Origin of the sequence: Ulvibacter sp. MAR_2010_11 (assembly GCF_002813135.1) — a bacterium.
In the GTDB taxonomy this organism is placed as follows: domain Bacteria; phylum Bacteroidota; class Bacteroidia; order Flavobacteriales; family Flavobacteriaceae; genus Altibacter.
The window spans coordinates 1,260,445-1,281,141 of sequence record NZ_PHTY01000001.1 but is presented as its reverse complement, the minus strand read 5'-3'; the positions used below and the strand labels follow the sequence as shown (position 1 = coordinate 1,281,141).

Genomic DNA, 20,697 nt, shown 5'->3' with positions numbered 1-20,697 from the left:
GGTTCCCGTTCGGGAAGAACAAGCTTTGATTCAAAATATGGTATCTTAGTATTCATAAAATGACTTTTCTTAATAAGGCTATGAGCGATTATCATATTACTTCTTTCGACGACTATAAAAAAGTTTATACTAAATCTATTTCCAATCCCGAATCCTTTTGGGAAACTCTTGCGGAAGAAAATTTTTTGTGGCGTAAAAAATGGAACAAGGTGGTCTCCTGGGATTTTTCAAAGCCGGAAATTAAGTGGTTTGAAGGGGCACAACTCAATATCACCGAAAATTGCCTCGACAGACATTTAGAACAACGTGGCAACAAAACCGCACTAATTTTTGAGCCCAATAATCCCGATGAACCGGCTAAGCATATTTCATATCGAGAATTGCACGAGCAGGTGTGTCGTTTTGCGAATGTCCTAAAAAGTAGAGGCATAAAAAAAGGAGATCGGGTGTGTATCTATGTTCCCATGATTCCCGAATTGGCTGTTTCGGTATTGGCATGCGCCCGTATTGGAGCTGTCCATTCGGTCGTTTTTGCAGGCTTTTCGGCGAATGCGCTAGCGATGCGCATAAACGACTGCGATTGCTCAATGGTGATTACTTGCGACGGATCTTTCCGCGGAAATAAAACAATAGATCTAAAAGGAATTGTTGACGAGGCTTTACAAAATTGTCCGGGAGTGACTTCCGTTTTGGTAGCAAAGCGAATCAATTCCGACATCAAATTAAAAGAAGGTAGGGACGAATGGTTGCAACCGTTACTGGACAAAGCTGCTCCCGTCTGTCCAGCCGAAACCATGGAGGCAGAAGATCCGTTATTCATATTATACACTTCAGGATCGACGGGAAAACCAAAGGGGATGGTGCACACCACTGCAGGCTATATGGTCTATACCGCTTACACCTTTAAAAACGTATTTCAGTACAGTGAAAACGATGTGTATTGGTGCACAGCAGACATTGGCTGGATTACCGGGCACAGTTATATTGTATACGGCCCTTTGGCAAATGGCGCGACGACGGTGCTATTCGAAGGTGTCCCTTCCTATCCCGATTTCAGTCGGTTTTGGCAAATTGTTGCCAAACATAAGGTGAATCAGTTCTATACGGCGCCCACGGCAATTAGAGCCTTGGCGAAACAAGGAGTAGCCTTTGTGGAAGGGCATGATGTATCTTCTCTAAAAGTTTTGGGGACGGTGGGAGAACCCATCAATGATGAAGCCTGGCATTGGTATGATGAAACCGTTGGAAAGAAGAAATGTCCCATTGTAGATACCTGGTGGCAGACCGAAACCGGCGGAATTATGATTACATCCCTGCCGGGAATTATCCCATCAAAACCAACTTTTGCGACCTTAGCATTCCCGGGAATACAGGCTTGTTTGGTCAACGAAGAAGGAGAGGAAATAAAAGGAAATAATGTCGACGGAAGACTTTGTATAAAATTTCCATGGCCCGGAATGGCGCGCACCATTTGGGGAGATCATCAACGTTTTAAAGACACCTATTTTACTGCTTTTAATGACAAATACTTTACAGGAGACGGAGCTTTAAGGGATGCGATAGGAAATTATCGCATTACAGGAAGAGTGGACGATGTAATTATAGTTTCGGGTCACAATTTGGGAACAGCACCCATTGAAGACGCCATTAACGAGCATCTCAATGTTGCTGAAAGTGCCATTGTGGCATTTCCACACGATATAAAGGGCAATGCGTTATACGGATTTGTGACTTTGAAAGAAAGTGCTGAAATCGAAGATTTTGAAGCAATACGCGGGGAGATAAATCAGCTTATTTCTAAACAAATTGGTGCTATCGCCAAACTGGATAAAATTCAGTTTACAAGTGAGCTGCCAAAGACCCGTTCCGGAAAGATTATGAGGCGTATTTTGCGGAAAATCGCCTGTGGTGAAACCGAGAATCTGGGTGACACTTCTACTTTACTGAATCCCGAAGTTGTTGAGGAAATAATTCAGCAAAGATTATAAATGGCATTACGCCTTTTCGTAGACACCGAAGACAAAATCACTACTGTGCTCCTTCAGATAATTATCTTCAAAAGCAAAAAGTGTTTCAAGAATTTCTACCCCACGCTTATCGGGATTTACAAAATGATGTGAAATATCTTTTAAGACACTCATTAGGATGCTTCCACCATAGGGTTTTTCTTCCAGCGTTTTAAAGTGTTTATGAATAGCAGGCATAATGGCATGCGAATCTACACATTCACTGGGATCGGCCATAATCATGCGCCAAACTCCGCTTCCGTAATAATGATTTTTAACTGAATTTGTTTTATATCTTTTTCTGAAGGGAGGGTCGATAAGCTGCAGTGCCTCATTGATGGCTCGTAATTGGTTTTTGGGATACTGAAGCCGATTAGGGCCTACAAATTCATTGATTACTAACAACCCGCCCGAAGCCAAGGTCGTTTTAATAGGATTGGCCAATAATTGTTCAACATTTTCAAAATGATGCAGTGATGCATTAAATAAAACAACGTTAAAATAGTTGGCTGGAAACTCATACGCTTCCAAATCTGTACACAAAAAGTGGATGTTGGTGAGACCTTGCTTTTTTGCCTTTTCACGTGCTTCATCAAGTCTGTTTTCGGCCAAATCGATACAAAGAATTTCGTCAAATTGAGAATAAGTTGCCAATTCCAGTTCGTGTGAGCAATCGCCGGATCCTAAAGAGAGCAGTTTAATTCCGCTTCTGTCCTTAAAATAGGCCTCGATTAAATGCTCTTTGTAGTTGGTTTTTGGATTACCTGTAATTAGTGAATTCCAGCGTTCCAGAACCTTCGGAATAATCCACCAATTTGCTGCTTCTTCGGCACTTTCATTAAAGGCGCTACGCGTTCGAGCCTTTTTATTTAAGGAAAACTTTGAAAAGAAAAAATCAATTCCTCTCTGTCTTATTTTGAAATATCCATCTATAAAATCATCGAGTGTGATCCACCTCATGCGCCGTAATTACAATTTTTTAGTAGTGGCAAAGATACTCAAATACAGCGAGTCTATAGATAGGTATTCGGTGTCTTCAGCATTAAAAAGTATAGGTGGCCGCAACGATTAAATTAGTTCCGGGAGCGCTTATTCCGCTACTGTATTGTCGATACCGCTGATTGGTAATGTTTTCCAGAGTTGCGTTCAGTAGAATTGCTTCCGTCACGCTATATTGAGCTCCAAAATTTACGGTATACCATCGTGGTGAATAAGGGTTTCCGTCTCCATCCAAGGCATAGAGGTAATCGTTTGCCGCCTGACTTGGAGCAAGATCTTTAAAATCGAATTGTCCGTTGTATTCAGTAAAAGCATCTAACCTCCATTTGTTGGTTTTAAAACGAAGGTGCGTATTCCCAAACTGAGGTGCCGCATGCCGTAGTGGGTTTTTAATACCATCATCATCCTCTTCATAGCCATCGGTTATGGTATAATGTGAGGAAAGCTGTACTTCTTTACAAAAATTCACTTCCACTCCCGCTTCAAAACCATAGACTTCGGCTTTTGCCGCATTTTGAATGGCCTGTATAGTACTCAATTCACCCTGGTATTCAATTTCGGTTTGTCCGTTCAAATTAAAGTCCCGGCGAACCAAGGCATCACTTAACACTGTGTAAAAACCTGCAACCTCCAATTTTACAACCTTACCAAAATCGAACGAAGCTCCTAATTCTCCATTTGTAGCATATTCGGGTTTTAGATTGGGATTGGGTACGACCACGCTTCCGGGTTCGCTGTCGAATATTTTTCCAACATCATCCACATTGGGAGCCCTGAATGCAGTCGAAAAATTTGCCTTCAGCCCTAAAATTTCGCTTGCTTGAAGCGCCAATCCGGCACTTCCGGTAAGAGCCCCGGTGTCTATATTGGCATCCGAAAACGGAAAATCGTAAAAAGTATCATCGAAGGTGGCATTTAAAAGAATATGGTTGTAACGCAACCCTCCCTGGAAAGCGAGATTTTCGGTTAGTTTATACAACAAACTTCCATACGCAGCCATACTTTGCCATGTGGATCCATCGGGATATCGGGAAGCATCAGGTTGAGAATCGCCGGTAGTAATATCGGTTTGAGATCCCACACTGCCTACCTTGTTGTAAACATATTCAATTCCGTAGTGCAACTTTCCGCGAGTGAGGTCCTTTTCAAAATCGAACGCGCCGCTATAAGCGTCGACTGTTTCCTCTGATTCAAAAAGAGTCGTTTCCCCAAAATCACGATCGTGTCTGCTTTCCCTGTTGCGCTGATAAGATAGCGTAACAATTGCCTCATCGTAAATTCCGTCGTTATACGCTTTATTTTTCGCTTGCAAGTTTCCGGCCATCCATTCTTGTGGCCCATAATACCATTCGGCCGAGCGCAAGTTCCCGTTTCTTCTTCGTGTTAATCTGTCATAACGCGAATAATCTCCTGTTGTAGTATAAAATAGCCCTAAGTCGAAATCCCATTCCTTCGACGGCATAAAACGCACCTTTTGCATGGCGTTAATTTGATGATAACCGGTGGGGACTTGCACCATAGGGTCGGGGTTGGTGACCATTACATCTTCTCCGTTTTGAATTTCAACATAATCGGGACGCAGATAATCGTCCGGTCCGTGTTTTCCCATTTTTAAATCTGAAAAATCACTGTAGGTAACACTTGTAAGAAAGGCCCATTCTTTTGCGCCTAAATTGATATCGAAATGACCCGTTTTTTCTTCGTTTGCAGTACTATAGCGAGCTGTTGCACTTCCACCAACTTTCAATCCATCCTGAAAAGAAAACTTTGGTCTTTTGGTATAGAAATTCATGACTCCTCCAATGGCATCACTTCCGTAGATCACGCTCCCCGGACCTAAAATAACTTCAGTGGTTTCAATAGAAAAAGGGTCGATAGCAATCACATTTTGTACATTTCCACTTCTGTAAATCGCAGTATTAAAACGAACGCCGTCCAAAGTGATTAACAATCGGTTTGTGGAGAATCCGCGTATCATGGGGCTTCCTCCGCCCAACTGACTCTTTTGCACAAACACCTGGCCACTGCTTTCGAGTAGATCTGCTGATGTCTGGGGATTGGCAAACTGAATGTCTCCGGCATTAATACTAACAATTTGCTGGGGGACTTCCTTTTTTTGCTGCCCAAATTTAGCCACAGAAAGTACTACCTCATCCAAAGTACTCGCATCAATCGCCATGATTACAGTATTATTTGACGCAACAATATCCCGTTTCACAAATGAGGTCGCCACATGTGAGATATGCTGAAAATAAATCCGCTCGTTTTCTGTAAAATGAGAAATATCTACAAATCCGTCGAAATCGGTTACTCCGCTTTTCGATTTGTCATCGTTATAAATTGCAGCTCCCACGATTGGTTCTTGAGAAACATCATCTACAACCTGAATTTTTTGTGCCCATAACAAATTGCACAACAGCACACCGAATGTGAGTAGTAGTAGTTTTTTCATACTTTTAATATAGTTGATTTAGCACCAAAAGAGACTTTGGCCTTTTATAACTTTGAATGTGTAATTGATAATACCTCAGCATTAAATCCAGAGTTTCGAGTCGTACTTTTTTGGTTAATTTAATTTGCGGAAGGGCATCAAAATCTATGCCGAAGAAGCCCTTTAACGCCTCAACTTTCAGGCCTTCCTCGCAGTAAGTCCCGAACGGACTTTCCTGAAAATTACCTTCCGATAAATTAAAGTACTGAGATTCAATATTTGAAGCATCCGGATAAAATCCGAGGTAAGCGCTCAATTTCAGTAAAAACAATATATGAAAGTTAGCGATAGCATCATGTTCATCCAGCCAAAGAAGTGCGTTTTCAATATATTGAAACAACTCACGATTTTTTTCCTCTTCCTGTATGGAGTTCTTCAACATTTCAGCCAAAAACAAAACCATCCCGGATTTAGAGACGTTTGCGTGTAATGATTTAAAAGGGTGTGCGACCTTCGCCTCTTTAATTCGCTCTAACGTTCCCTTATTTTTATGAATAGCTACGAGCTCCAAAAGCATTAAGGGTTGAAAAAGCGACATTTTTAACTTACCCTTACGCGCGGTAAGAATTCTTCTAAGTAAATAGCTTTTAAGTCCGTCCGATTCGGTAAAACAATGAACAATTAGATCGGCTTCACCATATTTGATGGTTGAAAAAACTATTCCTTTCGTTGTTACTTCCATTAACGGATAATCATAATCTTAGAGACCTTTGTTTCCAAAGCATCGTCTGTGGTAATTAACACCAAATAGACACCCGACCTAACCCGATACTTTCCAAAGGCCGTAGTATCCCATAGGATGCTTCCCCCTTCACTGGTCTCTTCGAAAACCAGATTGCCTTCTATATCGGTAATCTTTACATTTGCTCTGGCCGTAAGACCGTCTATAGTTACATTGCCGTTAAATCCGGGGCGAACCGGATTAGGAAATACGTAGACTCCCTCTAGGTTATCTCTTGGTGCCGTTGCGGTTCCGTTGTATGCAACAAGCCCATTGACTGTGGCAAAATAAACTACACCAGAAGCTGCATCTATGGCAATGTCCTGTACATTGTTAGACGGAAGTGGAGAATTTTCTTTTGTAAATCGCAGTAATGTTTCCTGTCCGTTTGAAGAAAGGTAGAAAACCCCTGAGGTTGCGGTAGCAATCCACTTATTATTCGACCCATCTACTTCAATGTCTGTAATCGATTGTTCAAACAAAAGCTCCTGTGCTACATCCCCGTCTAAAATAATGATAGGTTGAGCATCTGTATTAGCCCCTTCTTCGAAGAAACCGCCAACATTAAACAAAACCCGCAATCCTGTTAAGGTTCCTATCCACAATCTGTTTTGATTGTCGAATGCCAAGGCTCTAATGTTGTTGGTAGGTAAATTTCCACTGCCAATTTCTGTACTTATTATATTAAATTGATTGCTGTTTGGGTTATAACCTACGAGACCACTTTGGGTGGCTCCAAAGAATACAAATCCTTCCCGACTCACTTTAAGGTCGCTCAATGCCAATTCATTTTCTCCATCGACTACCACCGAAATATCGACAATTTGAAATTGACCTTGCGGCGAACGTCGTATTAGGGCATCGTTAGTAAATGATTGTACCGTCCATAGATTCCCGTCGCGGTCAAAATCGGATCCATATAGTCGGATTCCAACCCCGGCTGGATCCGGGTTATTTTGAGGGATTTGTATGGGACTATTGGTTTCATTATACAAAATAGTGGGTGTAAGTTCATTTATTTTGAGCAAGCCTTTGTGAAATGAACTCATATAGGTTTCATCGGGATCATTCGGATTGATACTAATCTCTACTAAATCGGTTACTGCTGTTCCTACGGCCGCTTCAAGATCCTCATACTCAATATTGGTCCAGACACTCTCTTTTAGATTGCTAATCCCTCTGGCACTTAATGGAAAGGGATTGAAATTAACGTCCACATCTCCAAAATTTACCCATAGCTGTCCCGGAGAAGCCGCAATGGCAAACGGTTGATTTAATAAAGGTCCATCGGGCAGAATTTCCATCGCCGTATTCGATCCAAAGGGCACTATGAGCATTCCAAGCTCTGTAGTCCCCATATAAAATGTGCTATTAAACGCAAGACCGGATTGTAATTTGTATTCAAAATTAGCTGTAGAATTGGTCGAGGCCTGCAATACAAATCCTTCTGAATATGATCGAATAGCATTGGGGGTAGTAATGGTTAAAAGATCGTCGAATGCCATAAAATCAACCACTGCGGCATTAAAGCTTTGCACGGTGTTAGACGCTCCCTGGGGAGTAAACCGAACAACATTATTATTAACACTCACCGCATACAATTCGGTGTTTAGCGTTTGCACGCCATTCCATCCTCCAGTGAGTACGGTAGTCCAGTTTTGAAAGTCGATAAGGTTATCATCCTCCACCAAGGCTCTTTTAATTCCTTGAGTAGTAGATGCGGCAAAAATATAAGGCTCCTGAACCGTGGTTTGCGAAATTTCTATTTGCTCTCCAATATCTCCAATAAAATAAGTGTCTCCAAACTCTAGAGCCGCCAAATCGTACACCGAGATTCCGTATTGAGTCGATATATATAAATTGCCATTGTACTCGTTAAAATGATTAATCCGTTTCCTATCCGGTGGAATAGTTGGTTTATCTAATATATCCACAACAGTTAAAATATCCTCATCACCGTCAATTACTATATCCATCAGTCCGTTTTCATACCCTATAATCAACAGTTTGAAATTTTCGCTATAATAAATACTGGAAATTCTCTCTCCCGACAAACCATTTATGGTGGATATGGTATTAATTTCCAAAGTACTTAGGTCATATGTAAATACTGCGTTCTCGGCAGCGGTGTACACTCGGTCATTTCCTTGGGATATACTTTTGACAGAACGATATGAAAAATGTCCTGTCCATTGACTTTCAAAATTTTGAGCTTGGATAGAAATTGTAACAAATAATAAAATAATGGATCCCAGTTGCTTCATATAATGAGCTGATTTTTCATGTAGTATAACAGGCTAAAATACTATTTATTGCAGTATTGAAACGAAAAAAGGCTGCCTTTTTAGGACAACCTTTCTCTCTGTAAAATATCAATTTTTACTTTTTTCAGATTGTAAACTTCCCGAGTGTATAAAATTATATTATACCACTCCTTGTGCGAGCATTGCCTCGGCAACTTTCACAAAACCGGCAATATTGGCACCTTTTACATAATCAACATACCCATCACCATCTTTTCCGTATTTCACACATGCAGCATGAATATCGTTCATAATGTTGTGTAATTTTTCGTCAACCTCCTTGGCAGTCCAGCTTAAACGCAATGAGTTTTGCGACATCTCCAGACCTGAGGTTGCAACACCTCCGGCATTTGATGCTTTCCCCGGAGAAAATAAAATTTTTGCATTTTGGAAAACGGTAACAGCTTCAGGCGTACATGGCATATTGGCGCCTTCGCCAACACACATACAACCATTTTTTACCAATTCTTCAGCCTCCTCGGCGTCCAATTCGTTTTGGGTTGCACACGGTAACGCAATGTCACAGGCTACACCCCAGGGACGTTGTCCTTCAACATATTTGGCAGAGGGATATTTAGCTACATATTCTTTAATACGTCCTCTTTTTTCGTTTTTAAGTTCCATTACAAAGGCCAATTTCTCGGCATTGATTCCTTCTTCATCCAAAATATATCCTCCAGAATCTGAAAAAGTAAGCACCTTTCCTCCAAATTCCATTGCTTTTTCGGCTGCGTATTGAGCCACATTTCCTGATCCGGATATAACAACGGTTTTCCCTTTGAAGCTTTCTCCTTTGGTTTCAAGCATATTCTTTGCAAAATATACGTTTCCGTATCCTGTTGCTTCCGGACGAATTAACGATCCTCCGTATGAACGACCTTTCCCGGTAAATACTCCGGTAAATTCGTTTCGCAGACGTTTGTATTGTCCAAACATATAACCGATTTCTCTTCCACCTACACCAATATCACCCGCAGGCACGTCGGTATTAGGGCCAATATGTCTTGACAATTCGGTCATAAAACTCTGGCAAAAACGCATTACTTCGGCATCACTCTTCCCCTTTGGGTCGAAATCGGAACCTCCTTTTCCACCTCCCATGGGAAGTGTGGTTAAACTATTTTTAAATGTTTGTTCAAAACCTAAAAACTTTAAAATACTCAAGTTTACGGAAGGATGAAATCTCAATCCACCTTTATAGGGCCCGATAGCCGAGTTAAACTCTACACGATATCCTCTGTTTACCTCTATTTCACCCTTGTCTGTCGTCCACGGCACCCGAAATATCAAGGTGCGTTCCGGCTCTACCATACGCTCAAGCAACTTTTTGCCTTGGTATTTTTCATTTTGCTCAATAAATGGGATCACAGTTTCAGCTACTTCTGTAACCGCTTGCATAAATTCAGGCTCATTTGGGTTGGACTTTTCAACATAAGAAATGAAGTCTTTAATGCTTTGTTTCATCTTTGTATTAGTGTTATTATTTAAACAATTGGGTCAAAAATTATTGGCACTTAATTAATGGGTCGTAATCGATTTAAACTTAAGAATATACTTAATTTGGGTCGAATTCGTTATTTAGGGAACAAATATAGTTTATATGGCAAAAAAGAGCGCTATTTTTTTAGGAATACACTAAAAAACAATAGAATATTTCGCTGTTAGATATGTTTTTATATATTTGTTACGTCTCAATCTAAACCTAAAAAACAATGAATACCAGAATTTTGCTATTGGTATTTTTCTTTCTGATTTTTGTAAAACAGGAAGTTTACAGCCAATTTGGCTTCTCCCATGAGGTAGGACTTATTACCGGTCCTGTCGCCTTTTATTCAGATTTTGGAGTTCGAAACGATTTCGAAACTAACTCAGGAAACGTAGGTTTTGGGGTTGGATTGATTCATTATATCAACTTTTCGTACCGAGCCGACTGTAATTGTTATACGAGGGATACCTTTTTTAACGATCACTTTAAAATAAGAAACGAAATAGATTACCATAAAACCAATCTGGAGCATTTAGGAAAGTGGGTAGATCCTGATAAGACAAGTGTCACAGCCGATCAATTGCGAGCTATGAAAGGTTCTACAACAGTTTTTGACATTGGATCTCAGCTTGAATATTTTCCTTTGAGTATTCGGGATTTTGCGGCCGGCGGATATAAAATTGCACCGTTTATAAGTTTTGGAGTCCATTGGGTAAATTATGACCCTGAAATATATAGCGAAATAGGTCCATTAAATACTCCCTTAACAACCCCTCCAAAATACATTAACTCCTTTCAACAAGAAGGAGATTCTACCTGGTCTGTGGTTGGAAGTATAGGCGTGCGCTACAAATTAACCCCTTTAAGCGATTTAATGCTGGATAGCCGTTGGCAATACTATTTTTCAAACTGGGTGGATGGCTTAAATCCCTCGCTTGAAAATAACGGAACTGTTCCTGTTCCCGAAAACAAAGCAAACGACTGGATTTATTGGTTGAATATCGGGTACATTTACTATTTGGATTAAAACATTTATAGAGATAATAAAAAAGCCTTCAGAGTTTCTGAAGGCTTTTTTATTGCATTATAATTTGATCTTTTACCCTATAGCCTGTTTTAAATCGGCAATAAGATCGTCTGCGTCTTCAATTCCAACACTCAATCTAATAAGTGAATCTACCACGCCGGTTTTTTCACGCTCTTCCTTTGGAATACTGGCATGGGTCATACTTGCGGGATGACCCGACAAACTCTCCACACCTCCCAAACTTTCAGCCAACGTAAAAATCTTAAGATTTTCTACAATTCTAATGGCTTCTTTGTAGTTATTCCCCTTGGTTACAAATGAAATCATTCCACCAAAATCATCCATCTGTGCTTTGGCAATCTCATGATTTGGATGCGATATAAAGCCCGGCCAGTACACTTTTTCTATCTTAGGATGTTTTTCCAGATATTCGGCTACTTTTTTTCCGTTTTCACAGTGACGTTGCATTCTTACATGCAGCGTTTTTATTCCCCGAAGCATTAAAAAACTATCCTGTGGGCCACAAATAGCACCGCTTGCATTTTGTATAAAATACAATCTATCTGCAAGGTCTTTATCTTTTACCACCAATGCTCCCATCACTACATCACTATGTCCTCCAAGATATTTTGTTGCACTGTGCATCACAATATCGGCTCCTAAATCCAGAGGTCGCTGCAAATACGGGGTTGCAAAAGTATTGTCTACCGCCAATAAAACCTTATGCTTTTTAGCTATAGCGGCAGCAGCCTTTATGTCGATGATATTCATCATAGGATTGGTAGGAGTCTCTACCCAAATAAGCTTCGTTTTTGAAGTGACATAGTCCTCAATTTTTGCTGCATTTTGCATTCCTATAAAATGAAACTTCACTCCAAAATCCGCGTATATTTTTGTGAACAATCTATAGCTTCCGCCGTACAAATCGTTGGTTGAAATTACCTCATCGCCGGGTTTCAACAACTTAATCACCGCATCGATTGCTGCTAATCCGCTTCCAAATGCCAGGCCGTAATCCCCGTTTTCCAGGCTCGCAAAGGATCGCTCCAAAGCAGCTCGGGTTGGATTATGGGTGCGAGAATATTCAAAACCTTTATGCCCGCCCGGAGTGGACTGTGCATAGGTTGTTGTTTGGTAAATAGGAGGCATCACGGCGCCATACGCTTTATCGTGTTCCTGCCCGCCATGTATTGTTTTGGTGTTAAATTTCATACAGTTCGAAGTTTCAAAACAAATGTAACTGTTTCCTTCATTATAATTAAATCTGTAGTATTTTTAACGAATGATTAAAAACCTCTTTTTCGCAGTGCTTTTTGTGGTAATAAGCGTTAGTTGCAGCAAGGAAGTTCCTCTGCAGTTTGCTTCTGAAACTATTACTGAAAGTGAATTGGAAATCTGTAAAGAAGTGTCCTGTCCCGAAGTGACAGTTTCCTATGTTGAAAGCGTGGGGGATCCCGTTATTTCTGAAAAAATCAATTCAAAAATAAACGATTTCATTATTTCCTCCTTGTACATTGGAGACGAAGAAACACCCCCCAAAGCCGGTACAATTTCAGAAGCCATTGCAGCATTTATTAAAATGTACAGAACCCACAGTGCGGAGTTCCCCGATATGGCAACCGAATATTTTGCTGAGGTCACCATTACAGAAAATTATATGAGTGATGATTTAATTTCACTGGAAATGCGCAACTATCTCTTTACCGGAGGAGCTCATGGTTATGGAAGCACACATTTTATGAATATCGACCCAAAAACGGGAGAAGAAATCTCAACCGAAGCCTTGTTTAAAGACTTACAGGGATTTACCCGTTTTGCTGAAGAAAAGTTTCGGGAAGCTCATGAACTTGCTACAAATGAAACCATAAATACCTCGGGGTTTTGGTTCGATAACGATACTTTTACGCTCCCTGAAACAATAGGTTTTACCAAAGAAACTGTTATTTTATTATACAACCAATACGATATTGCAAGTTACGCATCAGGACCCATTGAATTGGAAATTTCAAGAGAAGAGGCCAAACCTTTTCTAAAAGTTAAGTAAAATGAAGAAAATATACCATCTCTCCACCTGCGACACATGCAAACGTATTCTAAAAGAGCTGAATCTTCCGGCTTCCTTCGAAAGACAGGATATAAAACATTCCGAAATAACCGTGGCGCAAATTGAAGAATTGGCAGCACTTGCCGGCAGTTATGAAGCCTTGTTCAGCAAAAGGGCCAAATTATATAAGGAAAGAGGTTTAAAGGATGAAGGTTTAAAAGAGCGTGATTTCAAAAGATTGTTGCTTGAACACTATACATTTTTACAGCGCCCTGTCATTGTAAATAACAATCAGATTTTTATTGGTAACAGCAAAAAAACCATCGCCGCTGCAAGGGAATCACTACATGTAAGCGAATGAATAAAAGACTACTCGCCTTATTAGCAGCAACAGGAGCCGCTGCTATTTACGGTGCCAATCATACCATTGCAAAAGGCTTGATGCCTAACGTTATTGAACCTTACGGATTTATTCTATTGCGTGTTTCGGGGGCAGCGGTTATTTTTTGGCTTATTAGTTTGTTTTATCCTTCCGAAAAAGTAGAGAGTCGGGACTGGCTGCGCATTTTAGCCTGCGCCTTTTTCGGGATGGTGCTCAACATGCTTATGTTTTTTAAAGGTCTTAGCCTTTCAACTCCCATTAACAGTTCGGTAGTCATTACCATTGCCCCCGTTCTTTTACTTATTCTTTCTGCCATTTTTCTGAAAGAAAAAATTACGTGGCTAAAATCTATTGGAATTGGTTTAGGGCTTTCGGGTGCTTTAGTGTTGGTCCTTTTTGGAGTAAAAACACAACTCAATGCTCCCAATATTCCTCTGGGTAACCTGCTTTTTATTGTAAATGCCGCCTCGTACTCGGTCTATCTTATTCTTGTAAAACCTATGGTGGGGAAATACAAGTCCATAACCTTAATGAAGTTTTTATTCCTTTTTGCTTTAATAATGAACCTGCCCATAGGTATCTGGGAATTCTCTGAGGTTGCCTGGACTCAATTGCCCTTTGATGCAATTTGGAAACTAACCTTTGTAGTGGTAGCAACAACAGTTCTTACTTATTTATTCAATATTTACGCCTTAAAGCAACTTAGTCCTGCTACCATTGGGGCCTTTATGTATTTACAGCCGGTATTGGCTGTATTTATTGCTGTAATGGTAGGTGCCGATACACTTACTCCTTTGCGAATAGGGGCTGCGATTCTTATATTTACAGGTGTGTTTTTATCTTCCCGAAAGAAAAAATAATCCTAACTTTCCATGGCATAACCATAGAAAAAACTATAAGATTGAAATTATAAATTCTTTGGAATCTGACCGAATTTTCGGGTATCTTCCTTGGTGAGAATTTTAAAATCTACGGTTTTATCCATACCTTCTAAATAGGCGAACAAATCGGCAGGGAGATTGGTTAATTTACGCGTTTGCAAATCGATCCAGGCACCTAACATCTCACATCGCGCGACATTTTTACCCTCCGAATCGTAGAAATTATGTAAAAATTCGAAAAACTTGCCATTTTCAGAAATTCCCTTTAATTGCAAGGATACTTTTACAGGATTCCCGGGAAAGATTTCTTTGAAATAATACATATGTTCATAAAGTGCAACCGGTCCCAGATTCATAGATGCCAGGCGTCTTTGACCAAATCCGTTTTCCATAAAAAAGCTCATCCGCGTATGACTCATAAAGTCGATATAGGCACTGTTTCTCACATGGCGGTTGGCATCTACGTCACTCCATCTTATTTCGAATTCTTTTGTGTACATCGTTAAACTTTTTGACAAATTTAAGCTACTTTCGCTATGCAAGCATAGCAACTATGTTTAGTTTCTGTTAAAATTTACAATCGTCTATGCCCATAGTCCCAAGCAGCTACAAACCTTCTTCTCTTTTCAAAAATGGTCACTTTTCAACCATTTATTCGGCAAAACTGCGTCCGTCACCCAAATTACAGCAGGAAAGGGAGCGACTACATTTGCCCGACAAGGATTTTTTAGACATCGATTGGTCATTTTCCAAAGCGCCTAGTCAAAAAGTTGCCATTTTATTGCACGGACTCGAAGGCAGTGCACAACGCACCTATATTAAGGGTCAAGGCCGAATCCTTCAGCAAAACTCCTGGGATGTCGCTGCCGTAAATTACAGAGGCTGTAGTGGCGAGGTCAACACCTCTTATGCTTCGTACAATGCCGGAAGCACAGGGGATTTGGTCGCAGTAATGCAACATATCATTGAAAAAGATCGCTATTCCCAAATCGTACTCATAGGCTTCAGTTTGGGGGGTAATGTGTTGCTGAAATATCTGGGGGAACGCGACACCCTTCCGAAGCAATTAAAAAAAGGAATCGCCATATCTTCTCCCCTAAGTTTACAGGGCTCTTTAAACGCGCTTGAAAAAAGAAATAACTGGGTATACCGAACCTCATTTTTGTACAATATGCGGCAAAAATACAAGGAAAAAATGCTTCAATTTCCGGAACAGATGAGTGCTTCCGACTTAAAAAAAATAAAGTCCATTTTCGATTTTGATACCATCTATACCGCACCCGCACACGGTTTCGACGATGCTTTCGACTATTACAATAAAAACAGCTGCCTTCAATTTCTTCCAAATATAAAAACGCCGATACTAATTTTAAACGCAAAAAACGACACCTTTTTGTCTCCCGATTGTTATCCTGAAACCCTCGCTTCGGAGCGAAAGAATATCTATCTTGAATCTCCAAAGTATGGCGGACATGTTGGATTTCACATAAACAACAGTGTTTACTACAGTGAGCAAAGATCTTTACAGTTTATAAATGAATAACGAAGAACAACTTATTGCCAGCATTTTGTATTGTACCCTGATATTTGTGATGTCAGTCATTTTTAAAAAATTTCCTCCAAAGGAAATTAATTCGCTTTACGGCTATCGCACCCGGCGTTCGATGTCAAATAAAGTAATTTGGAAATCCGCAAATGTCTATGCAACACTTTATATGCTCCATATTTCACTTTGGAGCTTTGTAATTCCGTGTTTGGTATATTTTATCTTTCCGGAACAGAATTTTATGATAACAGTTTTCGGGAATACGCTTCTTATCTTCTCGGTGATGTGGTCTACTGAAAAGTATCTCAACAAACACTTTGACAAAAACGGCAATCCCAAGTAAACTGCCCTAATTTTACTACCTTTGCCTCAATTTTAAGCAAATTATATGATCCAATCCATGACAGGTTACGGGAAGGCAGTAATACAGTTACCTTCCAAAAAAATTACGGTAGAAATTAAGTCGCTTAACAGCAAAAATCTCGACCTAAATGCCAGGGTTCCTTCTTCGTACCGCGAAAAAGAACTGGAGATGCGCAATCTGTTAGCCAAGTCGTTGGAACGCGGGAAAGTAGATTTTAATTTATTTGTTGAAATTACAGGAGAAGCCACCAATACCGAAGTGAATGAAACCGTGGTGAGACAATATATAAAACAACTCTCTCAAGTTGTGGACGGCGATCCGATAGAATTGTTGAAAATGGCGGTGCGCATGCCCGATGCTTTAAAAACCGAGCGAGACGAAATAGACGAAGAAGAATACAAGGCAATTTTAAATGCCATCGATGAGGCTTTGGTGGCCATTAATAATTATCGTAACGATGAAGGCAAGGCTTTGGAAATAGATTTTGTCCAACGTATCCAAAATATCGACGCCTTATTAATAGAGGTGATCGCCATGGACGGAGAGCGAATTGAAATTGTACGGGAACGTTTACGTAAGGCCGTGAGTGATCTACGGGAAAGTGTAGATGAAAACCGTTTTGAACAGGAACTAATCTACTATCTCGAAAAATACGATATCACCGAAGAAAAAGTAAGACTTAAAAATCACCTGGATTATTTCAAGGAAGCCATACATTCTAAAGATTCGAACGGAAAGAAACTGGGTTTTATCACTCAGGAAATAGGTAGGGAAATCAACACCATAGGTTCTAAAGCCAATTTTGCACCTATGCAGCAATTGGTGGTACAGATGAAGGACGAGCTGGAAAAAATTAAAGAACAAGCTTTAAACGTTTTGTAATGAAAGATGGAGGAAAATTAATCGTTTTTTCGGCACCTTCGGGAAGTGGGAAGACCACCATTGTACAATACCTGCTCAAACAGGAGGATCTCAATTTGGGCTTTTCTATTTCGGCTACTTCCAGAGGCCCGCGAGGTGATGAAGAGCACGGAGAAGATTACTATTTTATTTCCCTGAAAGAATTTAAACAACACATAAAAAACGAAGATTTTTTAGAGTGGGAAGAGGTGTATCGCGATAATTTCTACGGAACTTTAAAAAGTGAAGTGGAACGTATCTGGGCTTCAGGAAAAAATGTGATTTTCGATATAGACGTTGCAGGTGGTCTCCGAATTAAAAAGAAGTTTCCCGAAAAAACACTGGCTGTTTTCGTAAAACCTCCCAGTATCGACGAACTAAAAATTCGATTGAAAAAACGCAAAACCGAAAGCGACGAACGTATCAATATGCGTATTGCAAAGGCTTCGGTTGAATTGGCTACTGCACCCCAATTCGATTTTATAATTGAAAACAAGAATTTGGAGACAGCGCTCCAGGAATCCCACGATTTGGTGGCGTCCTTTATTCAGAAAAAAGAAGTTTCAGAAAAATAATAATGGCGACTCAAAAACGTATCGGACTCTATTTCGGCACCTTTAACCCAATCCATGTTGGGCATTTAATTATTGCCAATTATATGGCTGAAATGACCAACCTCGATGAAGTCTGGATGGTGGTCACTCCTCATAATCCATTAAAAAAGAAAAAAACACTACTCGACGATATTCACAGGCTTACCATGGTACGTATTGCAGTGGAAGACTACCCGAAACTGAAAGCCAGCAATGTGGAATTCGATTTGCCCCAACCCAATTATACGGTGCATACTTTGGCGTATTTGGAAGAAAAATATCCTGATTATGCCTTTTGCCTTATAATGGGAGAAGACAATCTGAAAAGTCTTCAGAAGTGGAAAAATTACCAGGTGATTTTAGATCGATATGCCATTTATATCTATCCGAGAATTTCGGAAGGTGAGACTGAAACCGAATTCGATAACCATCCCAAGATTACTAAAATTGATGCCCCGGTAATGGAATTGTCTTCAACTTTTATACGAAAGAACATCAAAAAGGGAAAAAACATCCGTCCCATGGTACCCTACGAGGTTTGGAAGTATCTGGATGAGATGAATTTTTATAAATAAAGCCGCCCCGACTAATAAGAAACTAGTGGGGCGGCCTCAACTAAATAACCAACCAAAAAATTATAAATATCTTAGAAATTGCTAATCTTTTTCATCTGTTTGGCGATAGTAGCCTTAGATTCTCGCAATTTGCCTTCTTTGTTTTTATACTGAATATATCCTCGTCCCGTAAACCGGTATAATGTGCCCGATGCATCGTGGAACAATTCTATATTGTTGTCATTAATAACGCTCAAATCGAAGTATTCATTGCCCAAATAATCATAATCTAACGTTAAATATTTCTGATATTGATTTCCCGGTACGTCATCCACATTATAGATCCCTGTATAGTCCCAATACAATTCATTTATGGGAGTCCCGTTGGCATCCTGTGAACTTCTGAAGTTTCCATCACCTCCGCCCGGTAAGAACTGTACAAAATTTTCGTTATCAAATTCGTTTAACGCTCCATACTCACTGGTGAACGTCTTTTCCCAGGTTACATATTCCTGAAGGAAATAATGAATATTGTCGTAGAACAATTTGTCGTAGTCAAAGTTGCTGCGCTGGTATCCAACCAAAATATAGGAAAGATCCTGTTGTGGAAAGTACAACTCCACTTCGTTATTGTTTCGTTGAATCACATCGAACGAATAAAATCCGTCGAGATCATGCGAAATATCCAAAATATAATCGAAGGTATCGTAATAGCCCACCGATATTCCGAAGCCATTGCCCTGATTCCCTATTCCCACCAAATTGTTATTTGCAAATAATGTTCCGCTTCTAAAAGAAACCGTAAAGGCTTTTTGAAGGAAAGGAATATAGCCGCTACCCGAAGTTCTATCTATATCTACATACCACAATTCGTATGAAGCCATTAGTTCTCCCAACGTAAGGTTAGGAACTTCTTCATGGTATGGATCTTCCACGATTGTTTCGGTATAACACGAAGTAAATAGTGTGATAATTACTGCAAATGCCAAAAATACTTTTCCCTTTTTCATAATCTTGAGTTTTCAAATTCTATAGGTGGAATTCCAAAAGCTATGCCAAAAATGTAAACTATTGATTTAGCGCGATTTATCTGTATTTTTTTATTTCTTGAAACGACTACTATATCTGAACGAAGTACGCTTTGATGTCTATGCGGGAAATTGAAATCTATTTAATTCTGAAATTTGCAATCAAATCTTTGCCCTTTTTCCCCACTTAATTCTGTATTTTTGATTTTCTGAAGAAATTTTTATGTCGAATACACCAAAATTTGCCGTTTTTGGCGGAGGAAGCTGGGCTACTGCTATTGTAAAAATGCTCTGCGAAAACCTGAAAGAAGTGGGTTGGTATATGCGCAGTACGTACGCATTGGAACACATAAAAAAGCAACAACACAATCCGAATTATTTGAGTTCGGTCGAATTTAAAGTATCACAATTAAAATTGAGCAACGACATTAATGAAATGGTTACGTATGCAGACTATCTCATTTTTGTAATCCCTTCGGCCTTTCTACATTCCGAATTAGAGAAGCTCACCGCTTCATTAGACAATAAAATTATTTTTTCAGCCATAAAGGGAATTGTTCCCGAAAGCAGTTTAATAGTTGGAGATCATTTCAACACCCATCTCGATGTCCCTTTTAATAATATAGGTGTGATTACGGGACCTTGTCACGCTGAAGAGGTAGCTTTGGAGCGATTGTCCTATCTCACTATCGCTTCTGCAGATGAAGAAAAAGCCAAAGTTGTAGCGCATTACCTTAGCAGCGATTACATAAAATGTTCTATCAGCGACGATGTAATTGGCACAGAGTATGCCGCCATGCTGAAAAACATTTATGCGATTGCCGCCGGAATTGCCCACGGATTGGGGTATGGTGATAATTTTCAAAGTGTTTTAATGAGTAATGCAATTCGAGAGATGAAGCGCTATGTAAAAAAAGTACATAAGATGAAGCGGGACATTAACGACTCGGCCTATCTGGGAGATTTACTGGTAACAGGCTATTCGGTCTTCAGTAGAAATAGAATGTTTGGGAATATGATTGGCAAGGGATACACCGTAAAGAGTGCTCAGATGGAGATGAGTATGATTGCGGAAGGATACTACGCAACTAAAAGCGCTTACAATCTCAATCTTCAAAAAGGAAAGAAAAAAGCAAAAACGCCTATTATCAATGCCGTCTATGAAATTTTGTACGAAAACAAAAATCCAAAGACAATCTTTCAGAGCCTAACCGAAAAACTCGATTAAATTCTTCTATAAAAACATACAATTGGGGTGTGATAAAATCACTTACAGTGCCAATTGTTAATATATTGGACAATATTTCTACTTTTCTTCGCTGTTTTAAGAATATTTTAACATATCTTAGATTAACTAACTAATTGTATTTCA

19 protein-coding genes are annotated in these 20,697 nt (G+C 39.8%); 11 read left to right on the top strand and 8 right to left on the bottom strand.

The features are described from left to right. Positions 1 to 80 precede the first annotated feature (80 nt). Positions 81 to 1,988 (top strand): acetate--CoA ligase, encoded by a 1,908-nt coding sequence (acs, locus tag ATE92_RS05990; protein WP_100804367.1) that lies wholly within the window; start codon positions 81 to 83, stop codon positions 1,986 to 1,988. A 6-nt stretch (positions 1,989 to 1,994) separates the two neighbouring features. Here acs and ATE92_RS05985 read toward each other — a convergent pair whose 3' ends face one another. The 5 genes from ATE92_RS05985 to gdhA form a co-directional block, all read right to left on the bottom strand. Beyond that, positions 1,995 to 2,966, bottom strand: a complete 972-nt coding sequence (locus ATE92_RS05985) for a class I SAM-dependent methyltransferase (protein WP_100802841.1) — start codon at positions 2,964 to 2,966, stop codon at positions 1,995 to 1,997. 82 nt (positions 2,967 to 3,048) lie between these two features. After that, positions 3,049 to 5,457 (bottom strand): TonB-dependent receptor, encoded by a 2,409-nt coding sequence (locus tag ATE92_RS05980; protein ID WP_100802840.1) that lies wholly within the window; start codon positions 5,455 to 5,457, stop codon positions 3,049 to 3,051. 4 nt (positions 5,458 to 5,461) lie between these two features. Next, a complete protein-coding gene (recO, locus tag ATE92_RS05975; protein WP_100802839.1) occupies positions 5,462 to 6,178 on the bottom strand; it encodes a DNA repair protein RecO in 717 nt (238 codons plus the stop codon). Continuing rightward, a complete protein-coding gene (locus ATE92_RS05970) occupies positions 6,178 to 8,481 on the bottom strand; it encodes a two-component regulator propeller domain-containing protein (RefSeq protein WP_100802838.1) in 2,304 nt (767 codons plus the stop codon). Before ATE92_RS05970 ends, recO begins: the two co-directional genes overlap by 1 nt. Positions 8,482 to 8,640: 159 nt before the next feature. Then, positions 8,641 to 9,984 carry an NADP-specific glutamate dehydrogenase gene (gene gdhA / locus ATE92_RS05965; protein WP_100802837.1) on the bottom strand — a complete coding sequence of 448 codons (1,344 nt, stop codon included), beginning with the start codon at positions 9,982 to 9,984 and terminating at the stop codon, positions 8,641 to 8,643. 248 nt (positions 9,985 to 10,232) lie between these two features. On the opposite strand from gdhA, the gene ATE92_RS05960 reads away from it, so the two are divergent. Then, on the top strand, positions 10,233 to 11,033 hold the full coding sequence (locus ATE92_RS05960; RefSeq protein ID WP_100802836.1) for a glutamate dehydrogenase: 801 nt from the start codon (positions 10,233 to 10,235) through the stop codon (positions 11,031 to 11,033). 72 nt (positions 11,034 to 11,105) lie between these two features. On the opposite strand, the gene ATE92_RS05955 is transcribed toward ATE92_RS05960, so the two are convergent. Next, positions 11,106 to 12,245: a cystathionine gamma-synthase gene (locus ATE92_RS05955; RefSeq protein WP_100802835.1), complete on the bottom strand. Its 1,140-nt coding sequence runs from the start codon at positions 12,243 to 12,245 to the stop codon at positions 11,106 to 11,108. 70 nt (positions 12,246 to 12,315) lie between these two features. Here ATE92_RS05955 and ATE92_RS05950 point away from each other — a divergent pair, with 70 nt between their 5' ends. From ATE92_RS05950 to ATE92_RS05940, 3 genes are read left to right on the top strand one after another with little or no spacing between them, the layout of a single operon-like run. Then, positions 12,316 to 13,077, top strand: coding sequence for a DUF3298 and DUF4163 domain-containing protein (locus ATE92_RS05950; RefSeq protein WP_100802834.1), 762 nt, complete (start codon positions 12,316 to 12,318; stop codon positions 13,075 to 13,077). A gap of 1 nt (position 13,078) precedes the next feature. Next, positions 13,079 to 13,438 carry an arsenate reductase family protein gene (locus tag ATE92_RS05945; protein ID WP_100802833.1) on the top strand — a complete coding sequence of 120 codons (360 nt, stop codon included), beginning with the start codon at positions 13,079 to 13,081 and terminating at the stop codon, positions 13,436 to 13,438. Next, positions 13,435 to 14,319 (top strand): DMT family transporter, encoded by an 885-nt coding sequence (locus ATE92_RS05940; RefSeq protein WP_100802832.1) that lies wholly within the window; start codon positions 13,435 to 13,437, stop codon positions 14,317 to 14,319. Before ATE92_RS05945 ends, ATE92_RS05940 begins: the two co-directional genes overlap by 4 nt. A 47-nt stretch (positions 14,320 to 14,366) precedes the next feature. Here ATE92_RS05940 and ATE92_RS05935 read toward each other — a convergent pair whose 3' ends face one another. Beyond that, on the bottom strand, positions 14,367 to 14,840 hold the full coding sequence (locus ATE92_RS05935) for a thioesterase family protein (protein WP_100802831.1): 474 nt from the start codon (positions 14,838 to 14,840) through the stop codon (positions 14,367 to 14,369). Between the two features lie 86 nt (positions 14,841 to 14,926). Between ATE92_RS05935 and ATE92_RS05930 the strand changes: the two genes are divergently transcribed. The 5 genes from ATE92_RS05930 to nadD are packed head-to-tail and all read left to right on the top strand — an operon-like array spanning position 14,927 to position 18,318. Beyond that, positions 14,927 to 15,883 (top strand): YheT family hydrolase, encoded by a 957-nt coding sequence (locus ATE92_RS05930; protein ID WP_100802830.1) that lies wholly within the window; start codon positions 14,927 to 14,929, stop codon positions 15,881 to 15,883. Further along, the gene (locus ATE92_RS05925) at positions 15,876 to 16,229 is read left to right on the top strand and encodes an SdpI family protein (RefSeq protein ID WP_100802829.1); all 354 of its coding nucleotides are present in this window, start codon (positions 15,876 to 15,878) and stop codon (positions 16,227 to 16,229) included. Before ATE92_RS05930 ends, ATE92_RS05925 begins: the two co-directional genes overlap by 8 nt. A gap of 45 nt (positions 16,230 to 16,274) precedes the next feature. Then, positions 16,275 to 17,132, top strand: a complete 858-nt coding sequence (locus ATE92_RS05920) for a YicC/YloC family endoribonuclease (RefSeq protein WP_100802828.1) — start codon at positions 16,275 to 16,277, stop codon at positions 17,130 to 17,132. Continuing rightward, positions 17,132 to 17,725, top strand: a complete 594-nt coding sequence (gene gmk / locus ATE92_RS05915) for a guanylate kinase (protein ID WP_100802827.1) — start codon at positions 17,132 to 17,134, stop codon at positions 17,723 to 17,725. Before ATE92_RS05920 ends, gmk begins: the two co-directional genes overlap by 1 nt. A 2-nt stretch (positions 17,726 to 17,727) precedes the next feature. Further along, positions 17,728 to 18,318 (top strand): nicotinate (nicotinamide) nucleotide adenylyltransferase, encoded by a 591-nt coding sequence (gene nadD, locus ATE92_RS05910; RefSeq protein ID WP_100802826.1) that lies wholly within the window; start codon positions 17,728 to 17,730, stop codon positions 18,316 to 18,318. 71 nt (positions 18,319 to 18,389) lie between these two features. On the opposite strand, the gene ATE92_RS05905 is transcribed toward nadD, so the two are convergent. After that, positions 18,390 to 19,307: a nicotinic acid mononucleotide adenyltransferase gene (locus tag ATE92_RS05905; protein WP_100802825.1), complete on the bottom strand. Its 918-nt coding sequence runs from the start codon at positions 19,305 to 19,307 to the stop codon at positions 18,390 to 18,392. Between the two features lie 241 nt (positions 19,308 to 19,548). On the opposite strand from ATE92_RS05905, the gene ATE92_RS05900 reads away from it, so the two are divergent. Continuing rightward, a complete protein-coding gene (locus tag ATE92_RS05900; RefSeq protein WP_100802824.1) occupies positions 19,549 to 20,553 on the top strand; it encodes an NAD(P)H-dependent glycerol-3-phosphate dehydrogenase in 1,005 nt (334 codons plus the stop codon). Positions 20,554 to 20,697 lie beyond the last annotated feature (144 nt).